Genomic DNA, 22,467 nt, shown 5'->3' with positions numbered 1-22,467 from the left:
GGCGGTACCAGGCCTGACCGCAACGACTCTATGCGCTCACAACGCGCCCATGGGCCGGTTGATGCCCATGTTCGCCAGGGGCGTGACGATGTCGGGGGTCCAGAGGGGTGGGGGGCGTCCTCGCCCGGGACGACACGCCCGGGCACGGGCTCTCGGCGGCGAGTCCCGGCTGTTTGGAGGCCGATTCGGGCGTAGGTCGTTGACGCCTCCCCCCGCACCCGGCAGTCTCGTTGTCAGACCCGCACCCGCGCCGGGAGGCCACATGGCGGACGACCCGAGCCCGACCCCCGAGTCCTGGGAACAGATCGTCGCGCGGTTCGCGCGGTTCTCGGGCGTCGTCGGCGAGGTGCACGACCCGCTGACCTGGGGACTCGACCTGATCGAGGAAGAGGTCACCGGCGTCTCCGACAGCACGGACCCCACCGAGGAACGCTTCCTGCGGTCCTATCGCACGTTCTCCGGCGAGACAGTCGAGGTCGAGACCCTCCGCGTGCCCGCGACGCCGGCGCAGGTCGAGGACATCGTCCGCGCCGCCTGCAGCGGCGCGCTCGTCGCACCTCTGCACGCCGACGTCGACCCGGCCGAGCCGCCGGGGAGCGCCTCCGTCACCGAGCTGGCCGAGTCCTACCAGGACTACCGCAGCGCGATGCGGGCGATCGTCGCAGAGGTCGACGACGTGCCGTGCGAGACCCGTCAGTTCCGGGTCGACGGCACGAGCAGACGCTGCATGCGGGTCACGGTGCGCGAGGTGACCGCCGTGTACTCCCCGGCCGCCGACCGGGCCGTGGTCGTGACCGGACCGGCCGACCTGGTGGACCGGGTGGACGTCATCACCCGACCCATCCGTAACCTCCTCCACGGCGAGGAGGGCCCGCGGTTCTGACGGTTCCGCACGCTCGGCGGTAGGATCGCGGCCGTGACAAGCGCCACTGCCTCCGCCGCGACGCCGCGGCCGACGGTACGCAACGCCCCAGCACGACGCCCGTTCCAGCGGGTCCTGCTCCTGGCCCTGCTGACGGTGCTCGCCCTGACGGGTACCACCGCCGTCGGGCAGCGCGCTGCCGCCGCCGAGCGCTCGTACGACGACATCTGGGTCAACGCCGACGGTGTCGCCTTCCAGCGGGGCAGCGCGAGCGACGAGGTCGTCTACGTGGTCCGGCCCGCCGGAGCGCGCCGCGGCGGGCAGGCTTACTCCCGCGACCTCACGCGGGACGAGCAGAACCACGGCTGGACCACGTTCTGGGAGGCCAAGCGGGCCTACCCGGACGGCTACTGCGTGGTGTGGGTGGAGGTCGAGGACGCGAGCAGCTGGCACGCGTCGGAAGGCAGCACCGCGTGCACGGCCAGCCGGCGGACCCCGCCGTCGACCCCCACGCCGACACCGGCCGCCACGAAGGCCGACAAGCCCGCGCCGGTCCCGGTCGCGACGCCGCGGCCGAGACCGCGGCCGACCCCGGAGGCCGAACAGCCGCAGGCCGCGGCCCCCGCGTCGACACCCTCCGCCGCACCGGCACCCACTCCGTCCCCGACACCGACCCCAACGCCGACCCCGACGCCCAGCGCGACCCCGTCGCCGTCCGGCTCGAGCACACCCAGCCCGTCGCCCTCCCGCACGTCGCCCGACGTGGCGCTCATGCAGGGCATGGTCGAGCAGCAGGGCAACGAGGCCCAGGCGGTCCCGGCCGGGGACGGCGAGGTCATCTCCCCGCTCGGGTGGGTGACCGTGCTCGGCAGCGGCGCCCTGCTCGCCACCGGCGGTCTGCTGCTGCTCTGGCGTCGTCTCACCTGACCAGGGACGGCGGTGCGCCGCCCGGGCCCGAACTAGGCGCCCGGGGCAGACTTGGTGGGTGACCAGACCCGCAGGCCTCCTGCTGACGCCCGGCGCGGGCGCGAACCGCGACAGCCCGGCGCTCGTCGCCGTGGAGCACGCCCTGGCCGACGTCGCACCGCCGGTACCCGTGCGCCGCGCCGACTTCCCGTACCGCCTCGCGGGGCGGCGGATGCCGGACCGGGCGCCGGTCGCCGTCGCGCACCTGCGGAGCGAGGCCGCCGCGTGGGCGGCCGAGCTCGGAGTGCCGACGGACCGGCTGCTCCTCGGCGGACGGTCGTACGGCGGGCGGATGTGCTCGATGGCCGTCGCGGAGGGTCTGCCCGCCGCCGGCCTGGTGCTGCTCAGCTACCCGCTGCACCCGCCGGGGCGACCGGAGAAGCTCCGGGTGGAGCATTTCGGGCAGATCGAGGTGCCCACGCTGTTCGTGTCCGGGGACAAGGACCAGTTCGGCACCCCCGACGAGCTCGCGGAGCACGTCGCGGCGGTCCCCGGCCCTGTCACGACCGTGACGCTGCCCGGAGCGCACGACATGCGCGGCGCAGCCCGGGAGAAGGCCGTGGCCCAGGCGGTAGCGTCCTGGACCGCTTCGTTGTGAGCGCGACGGTTGCGGCTACGTGACCGTCCCAGGCTCAACGACCGCGCTCACGACGAAGGGGGTCAGCGGCCGCCTGCCGGCTTCGCCGGATAGGTCGGCGGGGTCTTGTCCAGCTCGATGGCGATCTCGCGACGTTCCGCGATGATGTCGTCGCGCTCCTCGTCGCGCTGCTCCAGCGCGTCCGCCTGCAGGTCGGCGCTCAGGTGGTCCCAGTACAGGACGCCGTCGAGGTGCTGCGACTCGTGGACGAGGCAGCGCGCCAGGTAGCCGGTGCCCGACAGCTGCATCGGCCCGCCGTGCTGGTCGACGCCGCGCACCGTGGCCGCGCCGGGGCGTTCCAGCGGCTCGTACGCGCCGACCACGGAGAGGCAGCCCTCCTCCTCGGTCTCCGGCTCCGCGTCGAGGTCCATCTCGAGGATCGGGTTGACCACGTGCCCGACGTGCCGGTCGCCCGCCGAGTCCGTGAGGTCGTACACGAACACCCGGAGGTCGACGCCCACCTGCGGAGCCGCGAGGCCGACGCCCTGCGCGGACTCCATGGTGGCGAACAGGTCGTCGATCAGCCGGGCGAGCTCCGGGGTCGAGAACTCCTCGACGGCCCGGGCCGGGGTGTGCAGCACCGGCTCGCCGATCTCGGTGATGCGCAGCACTCGGCCGCGGTCCACCTCAGGGGCCGTCGCGGGGTACTCCTCGACCGGCTCTCCGAGCACGTAGGTGACGGGCTTGCGCCGTCGGGGGCGGGTCCATGCCATGGGACAGAGAGTACCTTCGACGGATGCCGTCCACGCCGATCCGCGACGCCGCGAGCACGGCGGGATACCTGCTCGACGACGCACAGCTGGCCGCGGCGGAGCACCTCGAGGACCTGCTGGGCAGGGTGGCCGTCCGCCGACGACGTGGCGGCCCCGACGACGCCGGCGACGCCACACTGCTCTCCAGGGCCCTGGGCGCCCTGCTGGGCCGCGGAGTGATGCTCGTCGCCACCTCGAACTACCCGCCGAAGGGGCTCCTGCCCGACCCGCTGTTCCACGAGCTCGCCGAACCCCTCATCGACCTCCTGGAGTCGAGGCTCGACGTGCTGCGGGTCGACGGTCCCGTGGACTACCGGGAGCTCGACCGGTCCGACGCCGCGCCGTCGGCCCCTGCCGCCCGGGGCTGGCGGGCGGGATCGGCCCTGGTGCCCGGCACCCCGCACCAGCAGGCGGCCGTAGGCCTCGTTCCGCCCGCCCCGCACGAAGCGGCGGACGTCACCCTCAGCGGGGGCCGGAGCGTGCGGGCCCTCCGGGCGTCGGACGGCGCCGTGTGGTTCGACTTCGCCGGTCTCTGCACCGCACCCGTGTCCGCGCTGGACCTGCTGTCCCTCGCGGACCGCTACGGCCGCTGGGTGGTGTCCGACGTCGTGCCGTTCGCCGACTGCCATGTGAACACGCAGCAGCGGTTCGTGAGCCTTGTCGACGTGCTCTACGACCGGGATCTCTCGCTGGTGCTGACCGCGCCACGACCGCTCGACGAGCTGTTCTCGGTGCCCGCCGGCCGCCCGGCGCCGCCCGATCTGGCCCGTGCGACGAGCCGCCTGCGGCAGCTCCGGCAGACTGCGCACATGAGTGACGCGCATGAGCGGTGAGACGACGGTCCGGGCTCGGCTCCGGAGCCGGGCGGCCCCTGCCGCCGCGGCCGTGGTGACCGTGGCGGCCGGACTGTCCGTGCGGTCGGTGCTGGGCGGCGACCTCGCGAAGTACGCGGGCGACGCGCTCTACGCGCTGCTGATCTTCTGGCTCGTGCTCGTGGTGGCGCCACGCACTCGCGCGTGGATAGCCACGATCGTGGCGTTCGGGGTGAGCGCGGCGGTCGAGCTCTTCCAGCTCACCGGCGTCCCCGCCGAGCTGGGTGCCCACAGCGCGCTCGCGCGGCTCGTGCTCGGCACCACCTTCAACGCGCCCGACCTGCCGTTCTACGCTGTGGGCGCGGCATCGGGCTGGGCTCTGCACCGGATCGTGCGGGCGGTACGGGAAGGCCGACGACGGCGCCCGCCCGCGCGTCATCCCCGCTAGGCGCTCGCCAGTCCACGCAGGGCGTACCGGACGATCGCGCGCACGCCGTCCGGGGTCAGATCACCGGACCGCTCCGTCCAGCGCCGGGTGACCGGTGCGAAGATCAGGTCGACGGCCAGGTCGAGGTCGACGTCCGGGTCGAGCAGGCCGGCCTCCTGCGCCCGGCGGAGTCGCCGCTTCTTGAGCTCACGCATCGGCTCGTCCAGCCGCTCGCGGTAGGCCTGGCTGAGCTCCGCGTCCTCGATGATCGCCGCGGTGAGCCCGCGCAGAGCGCGGTCGAACGCTGGGTCGGCGAACTCCTCGACCGTGGCGACCAGCACGGCGGTCAGGTCTTCCTCGAGGTCACCGGTGTCAGGCAGCTCGACCGGCTCCCCCGGTCCCAGCGAGCGCTCGAGGACGGCGTCGAGCACCAGGGCGCCCTTGTTCGGCCACCACCGGTAGATCGTCTGCTTGCCGACGCCGGCTCGGGCGGCCACCTTCTCGATGGTCAGCCGCGCGTAGCCGAGCTCGGCGACGACGTCGAAGGTGGTGGCGAGGATCGCCACGCGGGTGGCGGGGTTGCGGCGACGCCCGGTGGAGGGCTGGGGAACGGTCGGCATACGAGGAGCCTAGCCGCAAAGACGAGACGTTGCGTATTGACAAAGCCACATAGTCCCGTCACAGTTGTTGTCGAGACGTTTCGTCTCGACAAATCGTAGAACGGGGAAGCACCATGACCGAACGGCCCACCAATCAGCCCCGAACCTGGTTCATCACCGGCGCGAGCCGTGGCCTGGGCCGCGCCTTCGCCGACGCCGCCCTCGACGCGGGCGATCAGGTCGCCGCGGTGTCCCGCACGACAAGGGCGGACGAGACACGAGCCGGCCTGCTCCAGATCGTCGCGGACGTGCGCGACCCGGCTTCCGTGCGGTCCGCCGTCGAGCAGGCCGTCGAGGCCTTCGGCCGGCTCGACATCGTGATCAACAACGCCGGGACGATGTCGTACGGGTTCGTCGAGGAGTTCACCGAGGCGCAGGTGCGTGCTCAGCTGGAGACCAACTTCTTCGGCGCCGTGTGGGTGACCCAGGCCGTCGCGCCGGTACTCCGTCGGCAACGCTCCGGCCACCTCATCCAGATCTCCAGCATCGGCGGTCTGGCCGGCTTCGCAGGCACCGGTCTGTACAGCGCGAGCAAGTTCGCGCTGGAGGGCCTGAGCGAGGCGGTGGCGCACGAGCTCGCCGACTTCGGCGTCGACGTCACCATCGTGCAGCCGGGCGGTTACTGGACCGACCTGTACACCGCCATGGACACCGCAGCACCCCTTCCGGACTACGACGGCCTGCGGGACCGGCTGGCGGCCCAGTTCGCGGAGAACAGCGTCGACAGCGACCCGGAGCGAGCCGCCGAGGCGATCCTGGAGCTGACCGCCAGCGCCCGTCCTCCGCGTCGACTCCTTCTCGGCGGCACCGCGTACGACATCGCGTTCGAGGTCACCGACGAGCGGCGCCGCACCTGGAAGGAGTGGGAAGCCGTGAGCCGCTCCGCGGAGGAGGCCGTTCCCTCGCCGCAGGGATAGCCCGACCCGCCCCGGCTGCAGCGAACAGGAACGGCCTCCCTGGACATCACAGCTCGCGCGCCTCGACCTCACGATCGGCCTCGCCGTCACACATCGGCCCCGTCTGTCGTCGGCGGTACAGAGAGTGCCCCCGGCTTCGAGGAGAACCTTATGAACATCGCCCTGTGGATAGCTGCCGGGCTGCTCTCGATCGTCTACGTGGGCAGCGGTGGGCTCAAGGTCATCGCGAGCAAGGAGAGGATCGCTGCGACAGGGGCCGCTGCGGGCTGGGTCGAAGACTTCAAGCCTCGCAGCATCAAGGCCATCGGAGTCCTCGAGGTGCTGGGTGGCCTCGGCCTGGTCCTGCCCGCCGCGCTCGGCATCGCGCCGGACCTGGTGCCGCTGTCGGCCCTGGGCCTGGCGATGATCATGGTCGGCGCCGCGGTCACCCGCATCAGCCGAGGCGAGTACAAGCTCGCGCTGGTGGATCTGACCTACCTGGCCCTGATCGGCTTCGTGGTCTGGGGCCGCTTCGGACCGGAGGCGTTCGTGGGCTGACACGATCATGAATGTCGACCGCGATCTATCGCATCCCCTCGCTCACCTGGCCAGTACCGGGTCGATCAACGCCCCGACGGCCGCGAGGAGGTCCGCGAACCGTTCGGGTGCGAGTCTGGATAGCCCATGCTTGCGTCGCCAAGCGACATATCGAGTCTGCGCAACCTCAGCGAACTTCGTCAGGTCGACCGCCTCGGCAAGCGGAACCAGTGGTACGCCGCGATGGTTGGCGACCGCGCGCAACGACGTCAGGAGTTCGCTTGGGTCGACAGGAACGGTTCGGCCAATCGTGTACAGGTCCACGAAGTCGCGCCAGCGGGTGTTCGTCTCGCCACGTGCCAGCGCGGTGACGTACTTCTCGGCCACGATCATCGCGGGCACATAGCCACGCACGGTCACGTCCTGACCGAGCAACCCCGGCAACACGACGTCGATCGCGGGCGGCGCGACAGGGTCCCCGGTCGAGAAGTCGAAGGCAATCTTTTGCCTGTCCGTGTGCAGGTTGCAGGTCATGGCGGCGCGGAAGCCGGCGTAGTCGTCGTTCTCGCGTATCTCGGTAACGTTCAAGGTCTCGACGTCGTACGTCAGGCGGTCCGGCTCGTCCACTGCGATGACAGCGCGACAGACTTGACGAACGGTGGCCTCGTCCAGGCTCAGATCGCTCAACATCGCGTCGATGTCCTTGGTTGGCCGACGGTCGGCATACGCCGCCAAGAGGAAGCCGCCCTTGAGGACGGACTTGTGTCGGTAGTCGGTCCGCGTAAGCCTGTGAAGCGTGCGCTCAAGCTTGTAGAGGACGAGCGTCTCAGCGAAGTTGACGCCGTCCCGCCTGGCGACGTTGCGCAGCGCGAGATACGCCTCCCTGGCCTGTCCCGCAGTGGTCGCCGTCGCGATCTCGGTCATGTCAGGATCTCCAGAGCGGTACGGAGCGGCCTCTCGGCACGAGGCAGCAGGCGAGCAATGCGTAGCAGTTCTGAGGGGTGGTTTCCGCGCCTGACAAGCCAACGGCGCAATGCGGTGGTCGCCGTCTCGTACCCCTCATAACCCCGCATGCGGAAGGCGTCGACGACGCTCCGGGCGGGCGAATAGATCGGGACGACGACGCCACTGATCTGCTCCGTCCTGCGCTCGATGCAGAACGTCTCGGCATCAAACCATCGCCAAGCTACCCGCGCCGCCAGCAGAGGCCTGTGCGCTCCACGTGGCAGTGCGAGGTCGTACGCCACAGGAATGTCATCAACGAGGTCGTACTGAGCGAGTGCGGTCGTGAGACAGATCGTCGCCCGCGGGGACCTGATAACGATCTCGATCAAGTCCGGATCCCCCGCGTCGGCATCCGCCGGCTCGTAGATTCCCCGCGCGAGCTGAGTAACAAGGCCGGAGTCGACCCAGGCACGGAGCATCCGCGCGTTGACGCCTTGGGCGCGCGCTTCGGCGGTGCGGAACGGGGCACGTCGAGCAAGGAGATCGTGCACTGGCACCTCCGGGAACGGTCGGATCAAACTCTCTACAGATAATCCTAGGTGTAGAGAGTTTGATCCGCAGCCCCATGCCGGACTAAGACAGAGGCCCGGAACCGTGGAGGTTCCGGGCCTTTGGCGTACTGAGCCGCCTATCAGAATCGAACTGATGACCTTCTCATTACGAGAACGTCCCGGATGCCTACGGGCCGGATCCTCCGCCGGATTTCGCAGGCATCTGGTGCGCTCGAACCACGCGGTCGCGAGTCGGGGGTGCGCGAAACCAGGCGCTCTACGGGCGGGATCATCAACCAGTGAGCAACCACGACCGATTCCTCTGCGGCTTCTGCGGCGAACCGACCGACGACGATCCGAGGTACGTCCGCCTTAACGTGTCGTGGGACCACATTGTGACCTCCCAGACCATCGGGGCTCACCACGCCTGCCTGGTTGCAGCGCTACAGCCGCGCTTCCCGCTGGCGGTCGAGGGGCCCTACGAATAGGCACAGCGATCGGGCCCGTCTGCCCCTGCGGGCTTGTGACCCCGTCGTACTCCCGGCTCGGAACCCCTGATCCTCCGTCATCCGTTGGCGCGGGGCACGTCTCGGACATCGGTCCTGCCGGTAGTGCAACAGGTTCGGTGTCAAGGTCCGGTCAAGCCAATGGATGACGGAGGGGCAGGAGCACCGCGGTTCCCTCGATCCTCTTGATTCCGACAGGTGCCCGCCGGAGGCACTTGGTGGGTGCGTCGCGGACGGGCCCTGGGCGCGGCGGTGAGTCGTGCTGGCACCGTGTCTACAGTTCGGCCATGGCATCCAATGACGCTGACTCCCAGCTCTACGCCATCATGACCAGCACGGCACATCAGGTCCTGGCTTCGAGCGATCCGTACTGGGTCGGCATCGACGGCATGGACGAGATTGCCGCTGACGAAGTCATGTTCGATGCCGAGCACGGCGGGGCGGCGTACCTCCTGTGGGCGAACCTGACCGATATCAAGGACGATCCACGGATCGGCGGCGACCGTGCGCTCTGCGAGGACCGGTTGAGGATGGCTTCTGCCGAGTGGCTGGAACTGGACCTCGCTCGCCCGGAGGCGATCGAGCGCTATTTCAGGCGTTGGCACGACCCGATGGAGCCGGTGGACGCCCAGTAGTCAGGCAGTCGGGCGCGAGCTGCACAACGAGAGACGGTCTCGACCACTGAGTCGGGACCGTCTTCGTCATGTTCGGGGCCCCGCCGACGGCGGGGCCCTACGCCGCGGAGCGGCGCCTTGAGACAGTAAAGAAAGTCCTCACGAGCCCCGCGCCGCGCGTGTCAGGCGGCGTGTTCGGTAATGATGCGCCGGAGGTACTTCGAGACGGACACACCTTCGGCTGCGGCTCGTGCGGCGACCTTGTCGCGGACGTCGCGGGGCAGGGTGACCGATACCTTCGGTGAGTGCTCTTCTTCGCCGCTGAGGGAGTAGCCGCCTCTGTGGAGGTTCCGGAGCCGCTGTGAGACGCGCTCGGTGGTGGCTTCGATCTGCTCGTCGCTCATCCCGGCGGAGTAGTCCTTGCCGGGCTCCTCGGGCCTGCGCGTGTACTTGGTCATCGTGTTCATCCTTCCTCGGTGAACGTCTGCTGGAAGCGCTGGGCGCGGGTGATGACAAGTAGGTCTGGCTCGTCGTCGGCGAGGTGCCCGATGACTTCCCATTGGCCGCCTTCTCCGTCGTCACCGAGCCAACCGAGCCAGGTCCGGCCGTCTTCCTCGAACCGGATCGGGTCGTGCTGGCTCATGACCGCCTCCACGAGTGACCAGTCGAAGCCCTTGGACCGTTTCCGCGCCGTCCGCCCCACCACGTATTCCACTTCCTCAGTATGGCGGCGATACCCGAGGAGTCAAGCGGGTATGGGAGCGATACTCGACGGCGTGCGCGGCGGGCTGCGGGCATGAAGTAAGGCTCCGAGAAAGCCCTCCCGGAGCCCTGGCCGTGCCGACATCTTCGCGCATCAGGCCCTTGTGGGACGGCGAGGTCTCCGATGTCGGCGGCAACAGCGTCTGCACCGGCGACTTGTGGTTCGCTTCCCCGGCGCGACGTCTTGGCGTAGCCGATGCACGCGGCCCGGGGAGCGCGGGGGGTGCTCTCAGCGGGGCGTGGGACGCAAGAAACCCCGACCGATCCTGGCGCGTATGGCCTGGTCGAACGGGGTCTTCTTGGTGGAGCCGCCTATCAGAATCGAACTGATGACCTTCTCATTACGAGTGAGACGCTCTACCGACTGAGCTAAGGCGGCGTGCACACCACGAGCCGGTACGAACCCGGATCGGTGAGCGGCCCTCACTGTACCCAATGAGAGGCCCAGGTTTCAAAGCGAAACCGTGTGACGTCCTCAACCTCGCGAAATCGGGCTCACCTGCGTCAGCAGGTGAGGCCGTCCTCCGGGACGGTTCCCTCCACCAGATAGTCCTCCACGGCCGTGCTGACGCAGGTGTTCGACCTGCCGTACGCCGTGTGCCCCTCGCCCTCGTACGTGACCAGGGTGCCCGACGAGAGCGTCTCCGCGAGCGACTCGGCCCAGCGGTACGGGGTGGCAGGGTCGTTGGTGGTACCGACGACGACGATCGGCGGCGCACCCTTGGCAGCCTGGTCGAACTCCTGCTCCGCCGGCGGGTAGGGCCAGTCCGTGCACTCGATGCCGGAGTACCCGAACGACTCGCCCAGGGTGGGTGCCGCTTCCTGGATCTCTGTGGCCAGCGTCCGCATCTTCGTCATGTCCTCCTCGGCGCGGCCGTCGGCGCAGTTGATCGCGCGGAACGCCTCCTCGCTGTTGGACTTGAAGGTGCCGTCCTCGTTGCGGTCGTTGTAGACGTCGGCCAGGTAGAGCAGGTCGTCGCCCGTGCCCTCCCAGAAGACCTCCTGCAGGGCCTGCGTGAGGAACGACCAGGACCCCTCGTCGTACATCGTCACGGCCACGCCGTAGAACGCGAGCTTCTTCGTCACTGCCCGCTCGGACGACGTCTGGATCGGGTTGGGTTCCGCGTCCTCGACCATGGCCTGGATCTGCTGGAGGCCGCTGGTGACGTCACCGGTGAGCGGGCAGTCGCTGCTCGTCTGGCAGTCCGTCACGTAGGCGCGCAGGGCGCTCTCGAAGCCCTCTGCCTGCTGCAGCGCCACCTCGTCCGAAGCCAGCGTGGTGTCGAGCGCTCCGTCGAGCACCAGACGCCCCGTCCGCTTCGGGAACAGGCCCGCGTAGGTGGCGCCGAGCTGGGTGCCGTAGGAGAAGCCGAGGAAGTTGAGCTTGTCGTCGCCGAGCGCGCCCCGGAGCATGTCCATGTCCCGGGCGGCGGACTGCGTGTCCACGTTCCCGAGCAGCGGCCCCGTGTTCTCGGCGCACGCCTGCCCCCACTCCCGAACCGCGTCCTGCCGGTCCGCCAGGCCGCCCGGCGTGTACGGGTAGTCGGTGCTGAGGAACTCGTCCTTGCCCGCGTCGTCGAAGCACTTCACCGGCGTCGACTGCCCCACGCCGCGCGGGTCGAAGCCCACGATGTCGAACGACGAGCGCAGCGACTGCCCGAACCGCGCCGGGTCGCCGACGAAGTCCACCCCGGACCCGCCCGGGCCGCCCGGGTTGACCAGCAGCGATCCCACCTTCTGCCCCGAGGCGGGGATCCGCTTGAGCGCGATCTCGATGCTGCCGGACCCCGCGTCGTGCCAGGAGAGTGGCGCGGCGGCCGTGGCGCACTGGAAGCCCTCGCCGCAGTCGGTCCACTCCAGGGACTGGCCGTAGAAGTCCTCGAACCCCTTGGGGGCGCCCTCCGTCGCCGAGCCGTCCGACTTACCCACGTCCTCCAGCGCGGTCTGCACCTTGGGCGGTGCACCGCAGGCGGCGAGGAGGAGAACAGTGGTGAGCAGCGTGGCGACGACGGCCGCAGGCTGACGACGGCGGGCGGGGCGAATCACCCGCACAACCTATCGGTTGTGCTGGGTAGATTTCTTACCCACAGGCGAACCGACACGCGACCCTCACGAGTCGAGCCAGGTCACCGGCCCTGGCTCGCCCTCCACGGTGCGGGCCTGGAGCTCGACCTTGCCCTTGTCACCCAGCATGACCGGGACCGGCTGGCCGGTGTCCGACTCCGCCGGCACCTTGACCACCGTGGTGGTGGGCACGAAGTCCATGGTGCAGATGCCGTCGCTCGGTGGTATGAGCTGCACCGCGAGCACGCCGTCGGCTGCGGAGACGCCGCGCGACTTGCTGCCCGAGCCGATGGTCGCCTCCGGCTCCGCGAACGTGGGACATGAGCTGGACCCGTTGGTCACCACGTACAGCAGACCCTCCGCGGGCGCCCACGCGACCCCGACCGTCGATTCCGTGCTGCCCTCGATGCCCTGCGGCAGGCCGCGCCCGGAGCTGCCGGCCTCGAGCTCCATGTCGGCGGCCTGCGGCAGCCTCTCGTCCTTGTCCTTGCCGTCGGAAGGGCTGACGCTGTCGGAAGGGCTGGGGCTGGCCGTCTCGCTCTCCTCCGGCACCGTTGACGTGGCGGCGGTCGACTCCCCCGCCTCGGACCCGCCGACGTCGGACTGCGCGCACCCGGACAGCGCGAGCGCCGCCGTGACGCCGAGGCCCAGCACTGCCGCACCTGCACGGTCGAGGGACCGTGCCGTCGCACCCGATCGGCCCGTCCGCCTGATCCTCATGCCCAGCTCCTTCATGCCCAGCTCCTTCCACTCGCCTGACACCACCGGGTGGTTGTCGCAGGTTTGCGACGCCTTCACCCTTGTCATGTGGCGGGCGCCACTGGTCTTGCACGCCCCCGGCACATCGATAGACGGCGAGGTGACCGATAGTCCGAGCTATCGGTCACCTGACCATGTGCCGATCATCCGTGCTCGCGGCGGATCACGCGCGTCGACGGCGGATCACGCGCGTCGGCGGATCACGTGGGTCAGACGCGCGCCGTGGAGAAGCGCAGCTTCTCCGGGGTGGCGTCCGCTGCGGTCTTGCGCAGGAAGGCCCTGCGGTGCACCGAGAAGGCGTTGCGGTCGTCGAAGAAGTCGCGCGCCATCTCGGCCAGCTCGATGGTCTGGTAGTACGACAGCGGCCGGTCCGTCGCGCGGCGCTCCGCGCGTGCTGCGAGCATCCAGCCAAGCGTGGCGGGCTCCTCGTACCCCTGAGCGGCCGAGGACAGCCAGGTGGTGAACTCGCCCCACTCCCGCGGCCCGACGGCGCTGATCAGCCCGATGCGTGCCGCCTCAGCCACCGAGATCGGCAGCTTGCGGTTCAGGAGCAGCGACGCGCGGTGCTCTCCGACGCGTGCCGGGACGCTCCAGGAGTGCAGCTCGGAACCGTAGATCCCCATGTCGTAGTACGGGTTGAGGACCACGCCCTCACGGGCGAGGGTCACGTCAGCACAGAGCCCGGCCATCACGCCGCCCGCGCCGGCACTCGCGGTGAACGCGACGACGGTGAGCTGCTCGGCGGTCGCTATGGCGAGGCACAGCTCGTCGATGGCGCAGATGTTGTCCCAGGCCTCGGCCGCCGGGTCCGGTGACGCGTCGATGGTGCCCAGGTGGATCCCGTTGGAGAACGCGTGCTCCGTGCCCTTGATGACGAGCACCCGGGTGTCCTCGGTGAGAGCCTTCTCGACGGCGCTGGTCAGGCGGCGGCACTGCTCGGTGTACATCGCACCGCTGTACGAGCGGATCGTCAGGTACCCGACGGCGCCGTCGCGCACGTAGGTGGTCTCCGCCAGGGCGTCCGGGACCCGGCGGAACGGGGCGCCGCTCGCGTCGATCACCTGGGCGGCCGGGAGCTTGGCGCCGCGTCGGCCGCTGAGCTCCGCGGCGTAGCCGACCCAGAGCGTGCCGACGCCACAGGCGATCGCCACCGCGTCGACGTTGCGGCCCACCACGGTGCCGGGTGCCGCACCCGTGTGTTCCGGCGAGGCGACCGCGTCGAACACGCAGACCGACCGGCCGTTCACGCCTGCGGGGGCGCCGGGGGCGCCGTCGGCCGCCGCGACGAGCCGCTCCAGCTCGTTCGCGGGACGGCTCCAGTCGATGCGGAAGTCCTCGCGGCGCAGCAGCGGCAGCTCGCCGTCGACGGGCACGATCCGCAGGCAGGCCTCCGCCGGGATCGGCCGTTCGCCGTCGGCCACCTTGCGGACCACCTCGCCGATACAGGCCATCGCGGCGTCCGCGACGCGGCTGTTGTACAGCGCGCTCTTGGCGATCGGCTGGTCCGGCATGTCGAACACCGCGGTGGCCCAGACGGGGCCGGCGTCCAGCTCCTCGACGGCGGACAGCGCCGTGACGCCCCAGCGCTCCCGGCCGTCGCGGATCGCGTGGTCGAGCGAGGACGGGCCGCGGTCGCCCACCGGCCCGGGGTGGACGATGACGGTCGGCCAGCGTTCGTAGATCGTGTCCGGTACGCGGTGCTTGAGGAACGGGCACAGGATCAGGTCGGGGTCCGCACGCTCGACGGCCCGCGTCATCGCGGCGCCCGACTCGAACGTCGGGGCAAGCTCGATTCCTACGTCGTGCCCCTGTTCCCTCAAGGAACACCAGACCCGCTGGGTGAGACCGTTGAAGGCTGAGACCAGCAGGAGAATCCTCATCGGGCGGTGGACTCCTTGTCGCACGGAAAAGCTCTGGGGGCGTCCGCAGCCTAACCACGGACGCCAATCGGGACAATCTGCCTTGATGGTTCGGCTTCACCCGTGCGAAATCTTCACAGGGGCCGACCGGACAGGGCTGTCACCCGGCGGCGGTCAGCCTTGCGGACGCAGGGCTATGGCCATCGCTTCGAGCGCCAGCAACGGCGCCACGTTACCGCCCAGGCGGGTGCGAGCCACCCCGATCGAGTCCATCCGCCGCACCGTCTGCTCCGGGGTGGAGTCGGCGGCCAGCGAGCGCACCGTCTCGGTGAGCTCCGCGTTGACCAGGTCCACCTCTGCCCCGAGCTGCACCACGAGCACGTCCCGGTACAGGGAGAGCAGGTCCACCATGGCGCGGTCGAGCACGTCGCGCTGATGCCGTGTCGCACGCCTCTTCTGGTCGTCCTCCAGCTGCCTGAGCTGGGAGCGCAGGCGCGGAGGCAAGGTCTCGCCGTCGGCCACACCCAGAGCACGCATCAGCTCGGCCTTCTCGCCGGCATCCCGCTCCTGGGTGGCCGACACCGCCTCCGCCTTCGCCACGTCCACGAGCTCGCCCGCTGCCAGCACCGCGTCCCCGACGCCGCGGATGCGGCGCGCGATGCTCAGCACCGCGGTACGCCGCTCACGCGCCCCGGCGTCGCGCGCCAGCCGCTTCGCCAGGCCGACATGGCTCTGCGCCGCGCGGGCCGCGCTCAGCGCCACCGCCGGGTCGACGCCGTCGCGCCGCACCAGCAGGTCGGCGACCGCCTGCGGTGGCGGCACGCGCAGCACCACGACGCGGCAGCGTGACCGGATGGTCGGCAGCACGTCCTGGACCGACGGCGCGCAGAGCACCCACACCGTGTGCGGCGGCGGCTCCTCGATGGTCTTGAGCAGCACGTTCGTGGTGCGCTCCGCCATGCGGTCCGCGTCCTCGATCACGATCACGCGCCACCGCCCGCCCGACGGCGACCGGGATGCCGTCATGATCAGGTCCCGCACCTCGTCGATGGCGATGACCACCTTCTCGGTGGCCAGCAGCGTCACGTCCGGATGAGTGCCGGCCATGGTGGTGGTGCACGCCCGGCACACGCCACAGCCGCCCTGCGGGCACTGCAGCGCCGCCGCGAAGGCTCGGGCCGCCACCGACCGGCCGGACCCTGGCGGACCGGTCACCAGCCACGCGTGCGTCATCGCCGCCGGGTTCGCCACGGCCCCTTGGAGCGCGGCGACGGCGGACTCCTGCCCGACGACGTCGTCCCACACCGTCATGCCGGGCCCTCGCCCGCCGCCTCGGCACCGCCGCCGGGCTCGGCCAGGCTGCTGGCCTCCGCGACGACCGGCGTGAGGCCGAGCCGGGCCGAGACGTCCACCCGGATCTGCGCCTGGATGTCACCGATCGGCGCGGTCGCGTCGATGACTACCCAGCGTTCGGGATCGGCGGCAGCCCGCCGGAGGAACGTGTCCCTGACACGGGTGTGGAACTCGAGGCCGGCCCGCTCCACGCGGTCCAGCGCGCCCTTTCCGTCGGCCGTGGCGCGGCGTGCCGCGGCGACCCCTGGCTCGAGGTCGAGCAGCACGGTGATGTCCGGCCGCAGACCCTTGGCCGCCCACAGGGAGAGATGCTCCACCTCGTGGCCGGGCAGGTCCCGACCGCCCGACTGGTAGGCGACGGACGAGTCGAGGTAGCGGTCGGTGATCACCACGGCACCGCGCTCCAGCGCGGGCCGCACCACGGTCTCGACGTGGTGGGCACGGTCAGCCGCATAGATCAGCGCCTCGGCCCGTGGGCCCATGTCCTGGCCGTGCATGACCGCTGCCCGCAGCTCCTTGCCGAGCGCCGTGCCGCCGGGCTCGAAAGTGAGCACGACCTCGCGGCCGGTCAGGTCGGCCAGCCAGTCGCCGAGGAGACGCGACTGCGTCGACTTGCCGACGCCCTCGCCGCCCTCGAAAGAGATGAAGAAGCCCGGTGCGTTCACGCGGCAACCCTATCCGCGCCCACCCACATCGACCGGCCGGGCGCCGCCGCCCGCAGCCGGACGTGCGGTCTACGCCTCGCAATCAGGAGGAGCCGGACAGCGCGCCACGTATCGGCCATGTGATCCTCTGCTTGGCATGCCATCTTCTCGGTGTGAATCGCTTCACCTGCAGAACATGGCATGGCCCGCAGAAGATGGCATGCCGCGCAACCAGGTAACGGGCGCCTCCGCGCGACCTGCCCTACTTCTTGGTGGTCGTGCTCTTCTTCGCCGGAGCCTTCTTCGCGGGCGCCTTCTTGGCCGGAGCCTTCTTGGCCGGAGCCTTCTTCGCCGGCGTGCGCTTCTTCGCCGGAGCCTGGGCGCGCTTCTCGGCGAGCAGCTCGATCGCCTGCTCCGCGGTGACCGACTCCGGGGTGACGTCGCGCGGCAGGGTGCGGTTGGTCTCGCCGTCGGTCACGTACGGGCCGAAGCGGCCGTCCTTGACGTGGATCGGCTTGCCGCTGTTGGGGTCGTCGCCGAGCTCGCGCAGCGGCGGTGCCGCCGTCCGCCCGCGCCCACGCTTGGGCTGCTTGTAGATCTCGATCGCCTCGTCGAGGGTGACCGTGAACATGGCCTCCTCGGACGGCAGGGTGCGCGAGTCCGTGCCCTTCTTGAGGTAGGGCCCGTACCGGCCGTTCTGCGCGGTGATCTCGTCGCCCGACTCCGGGTCGGCGCCCACGACGCGCGGCAGCGACATGAGCTGCAGCGCGTCCTCCAGCGTCACCGAGTCGAGCGCCTGCGTCTTGAGCAGCGACGCCGTCTTGGGCTTGGGCAGGGCGGCCAGCGCGCGCTTCTTGGCCGCTGCCGACAGGCCCGGGTCCAGGTCCGGCTCGGGCAGCTGCTCCGTGACGTACGGGCCGTAGCGGCCGTTCTTCGCCACGATCGGGTTGCCCGTCTCGGGGTGCACACCCAGCACGCGGCCGTCGTCGGCCCCTGCCGCCAGCAGCTCGCGCGCCTTGGCGACCGTCAGCTCGTCGGGCGCGACGTCGTCGGGCACCGAGGCGCGGGGCGGGGTCTTGCCCTCCTCGACCTCGGCGGCGAGGTCCTCGAGGTACGGGCCGTACCGGCCCACCCGCACGCGGATGCCCTCGCCGATCTCCACGGAGTTGATGGCCGCGGCGTCGATCTCCCCGAGGTTCTCGACGAGCGCACGGAGGCCGCCGCCGTCGCTGTCCACGCCGAGCGGGTCGGACGTGCCGATGTTGCCGGGGATCTCGCCGAAGTAGAACTCCTTGAGCCACGCCACCCGCTCCCGCGACCCGGCGGCGATCTGGTCGAGGTCGGCCTCCATCGTGGCCGTGAAGTCGTAGTCGACCAGCCGGTCGAAGTGTTCCTCCAGCAGGCGGATCACCGCGAACGCGAGCCACGTCGGCACCAGCGCCTGGCCGCGCGTGATCACGTAGCCGCGGTCCTGGACAGTGGAGATCGTCGCGGCGTACGTGGACGGCCGGCCGATGCCGCGCTCCTCCAGCGCCTTGACCAGGGACGCCTCCGTGTAGCGCGGGGGCGGGGAGGTGGAGTGACCGTCGGCGGCGAGGTCGCTGCCGGTCAGCGCGTCGCCCTCCGCCATCGTCGGCAGGCGCGTCTCCTTCGCCGCCGCGGCACTCTCGGCCGCCTCGGCGTCGGCGTCGGCGCTCTCCTCGTAGGCCGCGAGGAAGCCGCGGAACGAGATGACCGTGCCCGACGCCGAGAACACCGCCTCGTTGCCGTCCTGGTCGCCGCCCACGACGACCGCACCGAGCCGGACGGAGGCCGTCGAGCCCTTCGCGTCGGCCATCTGCGAGGCCACCGTGCGCTTCCAGATCAGCTCGTACAGGCGGAACTGGTCGCCGCTCAGCTCGCCGGCGACCTGCGCGGGGGTGCGGAACGAGTCACCCGCCGGGCGGATCGCCTCGTGCGCCTCCTGGGCGCCCTTCGACTTGGACTGGTACAGCCGGGGCGCGCCCGGCACGTACTCGGGGCCGTACAGCTCGGCGGCCTGGTTGCGCGCGGCGTTGGTGGCCTCGGCCGACAGCGACGGGCTGTCGGTACGCATGTAGGTGATGTAGCCGTTCTCGTACAGGCCCTGCGCGGTCCGCATCGCCTGGCGCGCGGACATCCGCAGCTTGCGGCCGGCCTCCTGCTGCATCGTCGAGGTGGTGAAGGGCGCGGCAGGGCGGCGCGTGTACGGCTTGGTCTCCAGGCTGCGGACGGAGAAGTCGGCGGCCGCGAGCCCGGAGACGACGGCGTTCGCCGTGGCCTCGTCGAGCTGCACCACGCCGGTGCGGACCTTGAGCCGCCCCCGGTCGTCGAAGTCGCGGCCCGAGGCAACCTTGTCGCCCGCGAGCTGGGTGAGCCGGGCGCGGAAGGAGGGCTGGCCGGAGGCGGCCGCGCCGTCGTCCGTGACCGCGAAGGTGCCCGCCACGTCCCAGTAGTCCGCTGAGACGAACGCCATCCGCTCCCGCTCGCGCTCGACCACGAGGCGGGTCGCCACGGACTGCACGCGGCCCGCGGACAGGCCCTGGCGCACCTTGCGCCACAGCACCGGCGAGACCTCGTAGCCGTACAGGCGGTCGAGGATGCGCCGGGTCTCCTGGGCGTCCACGAGGTCCTGGTCCAGCTCCCGCGTGTTCTCGAGAGCACGGAGGATCGCGTCGCGGGTGATCTCGTGGAACACCATGCGCTTGACCGGGACCTTGGGCTTGAGCTCCTGGATCAGGTGCCAGGCGATGGCCTCGCCCTCGCGGTCCTCATCGGTCGCGAGGAAGAGCTCGTCGGCATCCTTCAGCGCCTTCTTGAGCTCGCTGACCTTCTTCTTCTTGTCCGCGTGGACGACGTAGTACGGGTCGAACCCGTTGTCGACGTCGACCGAGAACTTGCCGTAGGGGCCCTTCTTCATCTCCACCGGCAGGTCCTTGGGCTGCGGGAGGTCGCGGATATGCCCGACGCTGGCTTCGACCTCGTAGTCATCACCGAGGTAGCTCTGGATCTTGCGAGCCTTCGTGGGCGACTCCACGATCACGAGCTTGCGTGCCTGGGACATCCGGTCCTGCCTGCTTCCTGCGGGGTCTGGGGTGGGGCGCCGAGCGGCGTTGGAGAGTTCACGGTACGCCAGCCGCAACGGATCGCACCCTATCCGGGCCGACAGCCGGTTGCCCGGCGGTCTCACATGACCGTGGTGATTTTCACCCATGAGGTGATGGACAGCGCAGCATCACACCAGCCACACGGTCTCTTCAGGCGGGTCGCCTACCGTTGGGCCCATGACCGACCGCACCCTCCCGCGACCCGGGAACGCGATGGGCACCCCGCCCCCGGCACGAACGCCGGCGCACCGGCCCCGCCTGCGGCCTCGCATCGCCGCAGGTGTCGTCGCTGTGCTCGCGCTGCTGGGCGTGTGGGCCACCTGGGACACCTTCATCCGGTCGGCCGGCGGCCAGCGTGCCGACCAGCTCGCGCTCGAGGGCGCCGCACGTGGGCAGGGCGTGCTCTGGGAGCTCGCCGAGCCGGTGCTCGGTGTGGTGTCCAACTCATTCGTCGGCCTGGGGCTGGCTGTCGCCGTCGTGCTCGCGCTGACCCGGGGCCGCTGGTGGCTCGTGGCACAGGTCGCGATCCTGGTGGTTGGCTCGAACCTCACCACGCAGGTGCTCAAGCACGTGGTCCTCGACCGGCCCGCGCTGCTGGACGTCGCACGCGCCGACATCAACACCCTGCCCAGCGGTCACACGACGGTGGCGGCGTCGGTCGCGGCGGGCCTCCTCATCGCGGTGCCGCGGCGCTGGCGACCGGTGGTCGCGGTGGCCGGCGCCGCCTATACGGCGGCCACCGGCGTATCGACCCTGATCGGGCAGTGGCACCGGCCAGCCGACGTCGTCGCCGCCGTCCTCGTGGTGCTCGCCTGGAGCGCGGGCGTCTGCGCGCTGAGCTCGCCCTCGTCCCTGGACGCGCCGCGGGGCGGCCCGGAGCCCGGGTCGTCCGGTGCGGCGGGACTGCTCCTGCTCGGCACGGTCGGCGCGGGCGTCCTCGCCCTCGGCGCGCTCGGCAGCGTGCGTGGTGACGGCTGGGGCCTGCCGCTGGGTGGCGACCTCACCGCCTACATGGGCGGGATGCTCGGGGTGGTCGCGGTGAGCCTCGGCTCGTTCGCGCTGCTGCTCCTCGTGCGCCAGTCCACTGCGCGGCCCTGACGCGGTAGTCCCCCACGCGGTCGAGCCCTCCCACGCGACAGACGCCCAGGTCACCTCGAGTGACCTGGGCGTCTGACACGTCAGGCGGTCACGGGGTCGTGTATCCGCCCGTGTAGGAACCCGAGCCGGAGTACGCGTCCACGACCCAGCGGTAGGTGCCGGACGTACCCCTGTAGCTGACGCTCTCGTCGGCAGCCGCGGTGATCCCCTGGGCCACCGTGGTCCAGGAACCGCCGCTCACCTTCTGCAGGTAGAGGTCGAAGTCGGTCCCGGTGGGCCCGTCGAGGCAGCCCGTGATGGTGCCGGACAGCACCGAGAACCCGGTCGTGCCGGGCTCTGCGGCCTGACCGCCGGAGCCCAGCGAGCCGCTGAACGCCGTCCGCTCGTCCTCGCAGGCCGTGGGCGGCGGCGTGCTGCCGCCACCACCGGTGATCAGCGAGACGTTCGCCGCGCTGAGAGCCTCGTTCACCGGCTGGAAGTAGGTGGTGCCGCCGGAGGAGCAGTTGCCGCTGCCACCGGAGGTCAGGCCCTGGGCCTGCGCACCGGCGAGCAGCGAGCCGCCGGAGTCGCCCGGCTCGGCGCACACGTTGGTACGGATGAGGCCGTGGACGCTGCCCTGCGCGTAGTTCACCGTGGCGTTGAACGCCTGGATGGTGCCGCAGTGCCAGCCCGTGGTGGACCCGGACCGGCAGACCGTGGCGCCGACGGCGGCCTGGGACGAGCCCGCGACGTTGACCGTGCCGCCGTTGTAGTTGTTCACCGCGCCGACCGGGTTGTCGTCCGAGCCGACACTCACGTAGCCGTAGTCGTTGCCCGGGAACGAGGACACCTGGAAGGTGCCGCTCGGCTGGCTGGTGGTGGCGCCGCGCGAACCGCAGTGTCCGGCGGTGACGAAGCCGCCGGTGGCCGAGAAGCCGACCGAGCAGCGAGACCCACCGATGTAGTAGGCGTTGCCGCCGATCACGTTGATGAGGGTGCGGGGCAGCTCGGCGACCTCGACGACGGAGACGGAGCCCGCCGAGATCCCGGCCTGCTTGACGGCAGCCGCGACAGCGCCCTTCGCGCCCTCGGCCACCTCCATGACCACCGAGTTGAACTCGACGTCCACGTAGGTGGCAGCGATCTTGGCCTCGGGAGCTGCCTGGTAGGCCTTGGTGGCCAGCCGGTCGAGCTGGCTCAGGGACCTGTCGACGGTGACGGCGTTGGCACCGGCGGCACGGACCTCGGCGGCCGCTGACCTGTCGGTCACCGCGACGAACAGCTCGGAGCCGTCCACCCAGGCGCCCGCGTAGCCCTTGTCCAGGGTCTTGGCGATCGTGAGCTGCTTCTCCGACAGTGCTTCGTCGGTCTTGAGGCGGTCCACTGCCTCGGAGGTGGTCAGGCCCAGGTCGCGCTCCAGTGCTGCGACCATGCCCGGCGCGTAGCCGGCCACCTCGGGCCTGTCGGAACCGGCGGCAATGCCTGCGGTAGCGGCGGTGATGCTGGCGGCGAAGAGCGTCGCAGCGGCTGTGGCCACCGTGATCGCCCTGAAGGATGTGCGTCTCATGTCCAGCGACTCCTTGTCGTCGGGGCAATGGATTCACCCAGTGCGGCAAAGCGTAGGGTCGCTTTCAGGTAACTCCCAGATACCGATTAGGAC

23 protein-coding genes and 1 tRNA gene are annotated in these 22,467 nt (G+C 70.7%); 10 read left to right on the top strand and 14 right to left on the bottom strand.

Annotated features, from left to right (window positions below; translation table 11 throughout):
• The first annotated feature begins 262 nt into the window (after positions 1–262).
• Genes APR04_RS19985 through APR04_RS19975 form a run of 3 tightly spaced genes read left to right on the top strand, consistent with a single transcriptional unit; the run spans position 263 to position 2,426 of the window.
• The gene (locus tag APR04_RS19985) at positions 263–883 is read left to right on the top strand and encodes a hypothetical protein (RefSeq protein ID WP_253873502.1); all 621 of its coding nucleotides are present in this window, start codon (positions 263–265) and stop codon (positions 881–883) included.
• A 33-nt stretch (positions 884–916) separates the two neighbouring features.
• Positions 917–1,789 carry a hypothetical protein gene (locus APR04_RS19980; protein WP_253873500.1) on the top strand — a complete coding sequence of 291 codons (873 nt, stop codon included), beginning with the start codon at positions 917–919 and terminating at the stop codon, positions 1,787–1,789.
• Between the two features lie 58 nt (positions 1,790–1,847).
• Positions 1,848–2,426, top strand: a complete 579-nt coding sequence (locus APR04_RS19975; RefSeq protein ID WP_253873498.1) for an alpha/beta hydrolase family protein — start codon at positions 1,848–1,850, stop codon at positions 2,424–2,426.
• Between the two features lie 62 nt (positions 2,427–2,488).
• Here the strand turns inward: APR04_RS19975 and def are convergent, their stop codons facing one another.
• The gene (def, locus tag APR04_RS19970) at positions 2,489–3,178 is read right to left on the bottom strand and encodes a peptide deformylase (RefSeq protein ID WP_253873495.1); all 690 of its coding nucleotides are present in this window, start codon (positions 3,176–3,178) and stop codon (positions 2,489–2,491) included.
• Between the two features lie 23 nt (positions 3,179–3,201).
• Between def and zapE the strand changes: the two genes are divergently transcribed.
• Both zapE and APR04_RS19960 read left to right on the top strand, forming a co-directional pair.
• Entirely contained in the window at positions 3,202–4,050 is an 849-nt protein-coding gene (zapE, locus tag APR04_RS19965; protein WP_253873493.1) for a cell division protein ZapE, read from the top strand.
• Positions 4,040–4,477: a ribosomal maturation YjgA family protein gene (locus APR04_RS19960; RefSeq protein ID WP_253873491.1), complete on the top strand. Its 438-nt coding sequence runs from the start codon at positions 4,040–4,042 to the stop codon at positions 4,475–4,477. Before zapE ends, APR04_RS19960 begins: the two co-directional genes overlap by 11 nt.
• On the opposite strand, the gene APR04_RS19955 is transcribed toward APR04_RS19960, so the two are convergent.
• Positions 4,474–5,076 carry a TetR/AcrR family transcriptional regulator gene (locus tag APR04_RS19955; protein ID WP_253873489.1) on the bottom strand — a complete coding sequence of 201 codons (603 nt, stop codon included), beginning with the start codon at positions 5,074–5,076 and terminating at the stop codon, positions 4,474–4,476. The two genes, APR04_RS19960 and APR04_RS19955, sit on opposite strands and share 4 nt — an antisense overlap.
• 113 nt (positions 5,077–5,189) lie before the next feature.
• On the opposite strand from APR04_RS19955, the gene APR04_RS19950 reads away from it, so the two are divergent.
• Together APR04_RS19950 and APR04_RS19945 are read left to right on the top strand one after the other, a co-directional pair.
• Positions 5,190–6,032 carry an SDR family NAD(P)-dependent oxidoreductase gene (locus APR04_RS19950; protein WP_253873486.1) on the top strand — a complete coding sequence of 281 codons (843 nt, stop codon included), beginning with the start codon at positions 5,190–5,192 and terminating at the stop codon, positions 6,030–6,032.
• 150 nt (positions 6,033–6,182) lie between these two features.
• On the top strand, positions 6,183–6,569 hold the full coding sequence (locus APR04_RS19945; protein ID WP_253873484.1) for a DoxX family protein: 387 nt from the start codon (positions 6,183–6,185) through the stop codon (positions 6,567–6,569).
• A gap of 42 nt (positions 6,570–6,611) precedes the next feature.
• Here the strand turns inward: APR04_RS19945 and APR04_RS19940 are convergent, their stop codons facing one another.
• Positions 6,612–7,472: a nucleotidyl transferase AbiEii/AbiGii toxin family protein gene (locus APR04_RS19940; protein WP_253873482.1), complete on the bottom strand. Its 861-nt coding sequence runs from the start codon at positions 7,470–7,472 to the stop codon at positions 6,612–6,614.
• Entirely contained in the window at positions 7,469–8,044 is a 576-nt protein-coding gene (locus APR04_RS19935; protein ID WP_253873480.1) for a type IV toxin-antitoxin system AbiEi family antitoxin domain-containing protein, read from the bottom strand. The genes APR04_RS19940 and APR04_RS19935 overlap by 4 nt, the downstream gene beginning before the upstream one ends.
• A gap of 299 nt (positions 8,045–8,343) precedes the next feature.
• Between APR04_RS19935 and APR04_RS19930 the strand changes: the two genes are divergently transcribed.
• Both APR04_RS19930 and APR04_RS19925 read left to right on the top strand, forming a co-directional pair.
• Positions 8,344–8,532 (top strand): hypothetical protein, encoded by a 189-nt coding sequence (locus APR04_RS19930; protein WP_253873478.1) that lies wholly within the window; start codon positions 8,344–8,346, stop codon positions 8,530–8,532.
• Between the two features lie 305 nt (positions 8,533–8,837).
• On the top strand, positions 8,838–9,185 hold the full coding sequence (locus APR04_RS19925; protein WP_253873476.1) for a hypothetical protein: 348 nt from the start codon (positions 8,838–8,840) through the stop codon (positions 9,183–9,185).
• A gap of 161 nt (positions 9,186–9,346) precedes the next feature.
• On the opposite strand, the gene APR04_RS19920 is transcribed toward APR04_RS19925, so the two are convergent.
• From APR04_RS19920 to topA, 9 genes are all read right to left on the bottom strand, one after another.
• Positions 9,347–9,622: a ribbon-helix-helix protein, CopG family gene (locus tag APR04_RS19920; protein ID WP_253873474.1), complete on the bottom strand. Its 276-nt coding sequence runs from the start codon at positions 9,620–9,622 to the stop codon at positions 9,347–9,349.
• A 5-nt stretch (positions 9,623–9,627) separates the two neighbouring features.
• Positions 9,628–9,879: a hypothetical protein gene (locus APR04_RS19915; RefSeq protein WP_253873472.1), complete on the bottom strand. Its 252-nt coding sequence runs from the start codon at positions 9,877–9,879 to the stop codon at positions 9,628–9,630.
• A 350-nt stretch (positions 9,880–10,229) separates the two neighbouring features.
• Positions 10,230–10,305, bottom strand: a tRNA-Thr gene (locus tag APR04_RS19910).
• Between the two features lie 125 nt (positions 10,306–10,430).
• Complete coding sequence (locus APR04_RS19905) at positions 10,431–11,972, bottom strand: alpha/beta hydrolase (protein WP_253873470.1); 1,542 nt, start codon at positions 11,970–11,972, stop codon at positions 10,431–10,433.
• A gap of 63 nt (positions 11,973–12,035) precedes the next feature.
• Positions 12,036–12,710, bottom strand: a complete 675-nt coding sequence (locus APR04_RS19900; protein WP_253873467.1) for a hypothetical protein — start codon at positions 12,708–12,710, stop codon at positions 12,036–12,038.
• Positions 12,711–12,958: 248 nt separating this feature from the next.
• Positions 12,959–14,629, bottom strand: a complete 1,671-nt coding sequence (locus APR04_RS19895) for an enoyl-CoA hydratase-related protein (RefSeq protein WP_253873465.1) — start codon at positions 14,627–14,629, stop codon at positions 12,959–12,961.
• Between the two features lie 153 nt (positions 14,630–14,782).
• Positions 14,783–15,919, bottom strand: coding sequence for a DNA polymerase III subunit delta' (locus tag APR04_RS19890; RefSeq protein WP_253873463.1), 1,137 nt, complete (start codon positions 15,917–15,919; stop codon positions 14,783–14,785).
• A complete protein-coding gene (tmk, locus tag APR04_RS19885; protein ID WP_253873461.1) occupies positions 15,916–16,626 on the bottom strand; it encodes a dTMP kinase in 711 nt (236 codons plus the stop codon). Before tmk ends, APR04_RS19890 begins: the two co-directional genes overlap by 4 nt.
• 241 nt (positions 16,627–16,867) lie before the next feature.
• Positions 16,868–19,687, bottom strand: a complete 2,820-nt coding sequence (gene topA / locus APR04_RS19880) for a type I DNA topoisomerase (protein WP_253873459.1) — start codon at positions 19,685–19,687, stop codon at positions 16,868–16,870.
• Positions 19,688–19,907: 220 nt separating this feature from the next.
• Between topA and APR04_RS19875 the strand changes: the two genes are divergently transcribed.
• Complete coding sequence (locus tag APR04_RS19875; RefSeq protein ID WP_253873457.1) at positions 19,908–20,828, top strand: phosphatase PAP2 family protein; 921 nt, start codon at positions 19,908–19,910, stop codon at positions 20,826–20,828.
• An 88-nt stretch (positions 20,829–20,916) separates the two neighbouring features.
• On the opposite strand, the gene APR04_RS19870 is transcribed toward APR04_RS19875, so the two are convergent.
• Positions 20,917–22,374, bottom strand: coding sequence for a S1 family peptidase (locus tag APR04_RS19870; RefSeq protein WP_253873455.1), 1,458 nt, complete (start codon positions 22,372–22,374; stop codon positions 20,917–20,919).
• Positions 22,375–22,467 lie beyond the last annotated feature (93 nt).

Source organism: Promicromonospora umidemergens (genome assembly GCF_024171995.1).
GTDB classification, from domain to species: Bacteria; Actinomycetota; Actinomycetes; order Actinomycetales; family Cellulomonadaceae; genus Promicromonospora; species Promicromonospora umidemergens.
Note: the sequence above shows the minus strand (reverse complement) of the source record. Positions and strands in the feature narration are given on the sequence as shown.

What these genes read in the sequence shown, in the direction of transcription:
- APR04_RS19945 (WP_253873484.1), top strand. Translation starts at nt 6,183, where the DNA reads ATGAACATCGCCCTGTGGATAGCTGCCGGGCTGCTCTCGATCGTCTAC.
- APR04_RS19920 (WP_253873474.1), bottom strand. Translation starts at nt 9,622, where the DNA reads ATGACCAAGTACACGCGCAGGCCCGAGGAGCCCGGCAAGGACTACTCC.
- APR04_RS19960 (WP_253873491.1), top strand. Translation starts at nt 4,040, where the DNA reads ATGAGCGGTGAGACGACGGTCCGGGCTCGGCTCCGGAGCCGGGCGGCC.
- topA (WP_253873459.1), bottom strand. Translation starts at nt 19,687, where the DNA reads ATGTCCCAGGCACGCAAGCTCGTGATCGTGGAGTCGCCCACGAAGGCT.
- APR04_RS19900 (WP_253873467.1), bottom strand. Translation starts at nt 12,710, where the DNA reads ATGAGGATCAGGCGGACGGGCCGATCGGGTGCGACGGCACGGTCCCTC.
- APR04_RS19875 (WP_253873457.1), top strand. Translation starts at nt 19,908, where the DNA reads ATGACCGACCGCACCCTCCCGCGACCCGGGAACGCGATGGGCACCCCG.
- APR04_RS19895 (WP_253873465.1), bottom strand. Translation starts at nt 14,629, where the DNA reads ATGAGGATTCTCCTGCTGGTCTCAGCCTTCAACGGTCTCACCCAGCGG.
- zapE (WP_253873493.1), top strand. Translation starts at nt 3,202, where the DNA reads ATGCCGTCCACGCCGATCCGCGACGCCGCGAGCACGGCGGGATACCTG.
- APR04_RS19950 (WP_253873486.1), top strand. Translation starts at nt 5,190, where the DNA reads ATGACCGAACGGCCCACCAATCAGCCCCGAACCTGGTTCATCACCGGC.
- APR04_RS19940 (WP_253873482.1), bottom strand. Translation starts at nt 7,472, where the DNA reads ATGACCGAGATCGCGACGGCGACCACTGCGGGACAGGCCAGGGAGGCG.
- def (WP_253873495.1), bottom strand. Translation starts at nt 3,178, where the DNA reads ATGGCATGGACCCGCCCCCGACGGCGCAAGCCCGTCACCTACGTGCTC.
- APR04_RS19870 (WP_253873455.1), bottom strand. Translation starts at nt 22,374, where the DNA reads ATGAGACGCACATCCTTCAGGGCGATCACGGTGGCCACAGCCGCTGCG.
- APR04_RS19955 (WP_253873489.1), bottom strand. Translation starts at nt 5,076, where the DNA reads ATGCCGACCGTTCCCCAGCCCTCCACCGGGCGTCGCCGCAACCCCGCC.
- APR04_RS19925 (WP_253873476.1), top strand. Translation starts at nt 8,838, where the DNA reads ATGGCATCCAATGACGCTGACTCCCAGCTCTACGCCATCATGACCAGC.
- APR04_RS19985 (WP_253873502.1), top strand. Translation starts at nt 263, where the DNA reads ATGGCGGACGACCCGAGCCCGACCCCCGAGTCCTGGGAACAGATCGTC.
- APR04_RS19890 (WP_253873463.1), bottom strand. Translation starts at nt 15,919, where the DNA reads ATGACGGTGTGGGACGACGTCGTCGGGCAGGAGTCCGCCGTCGCCGCG.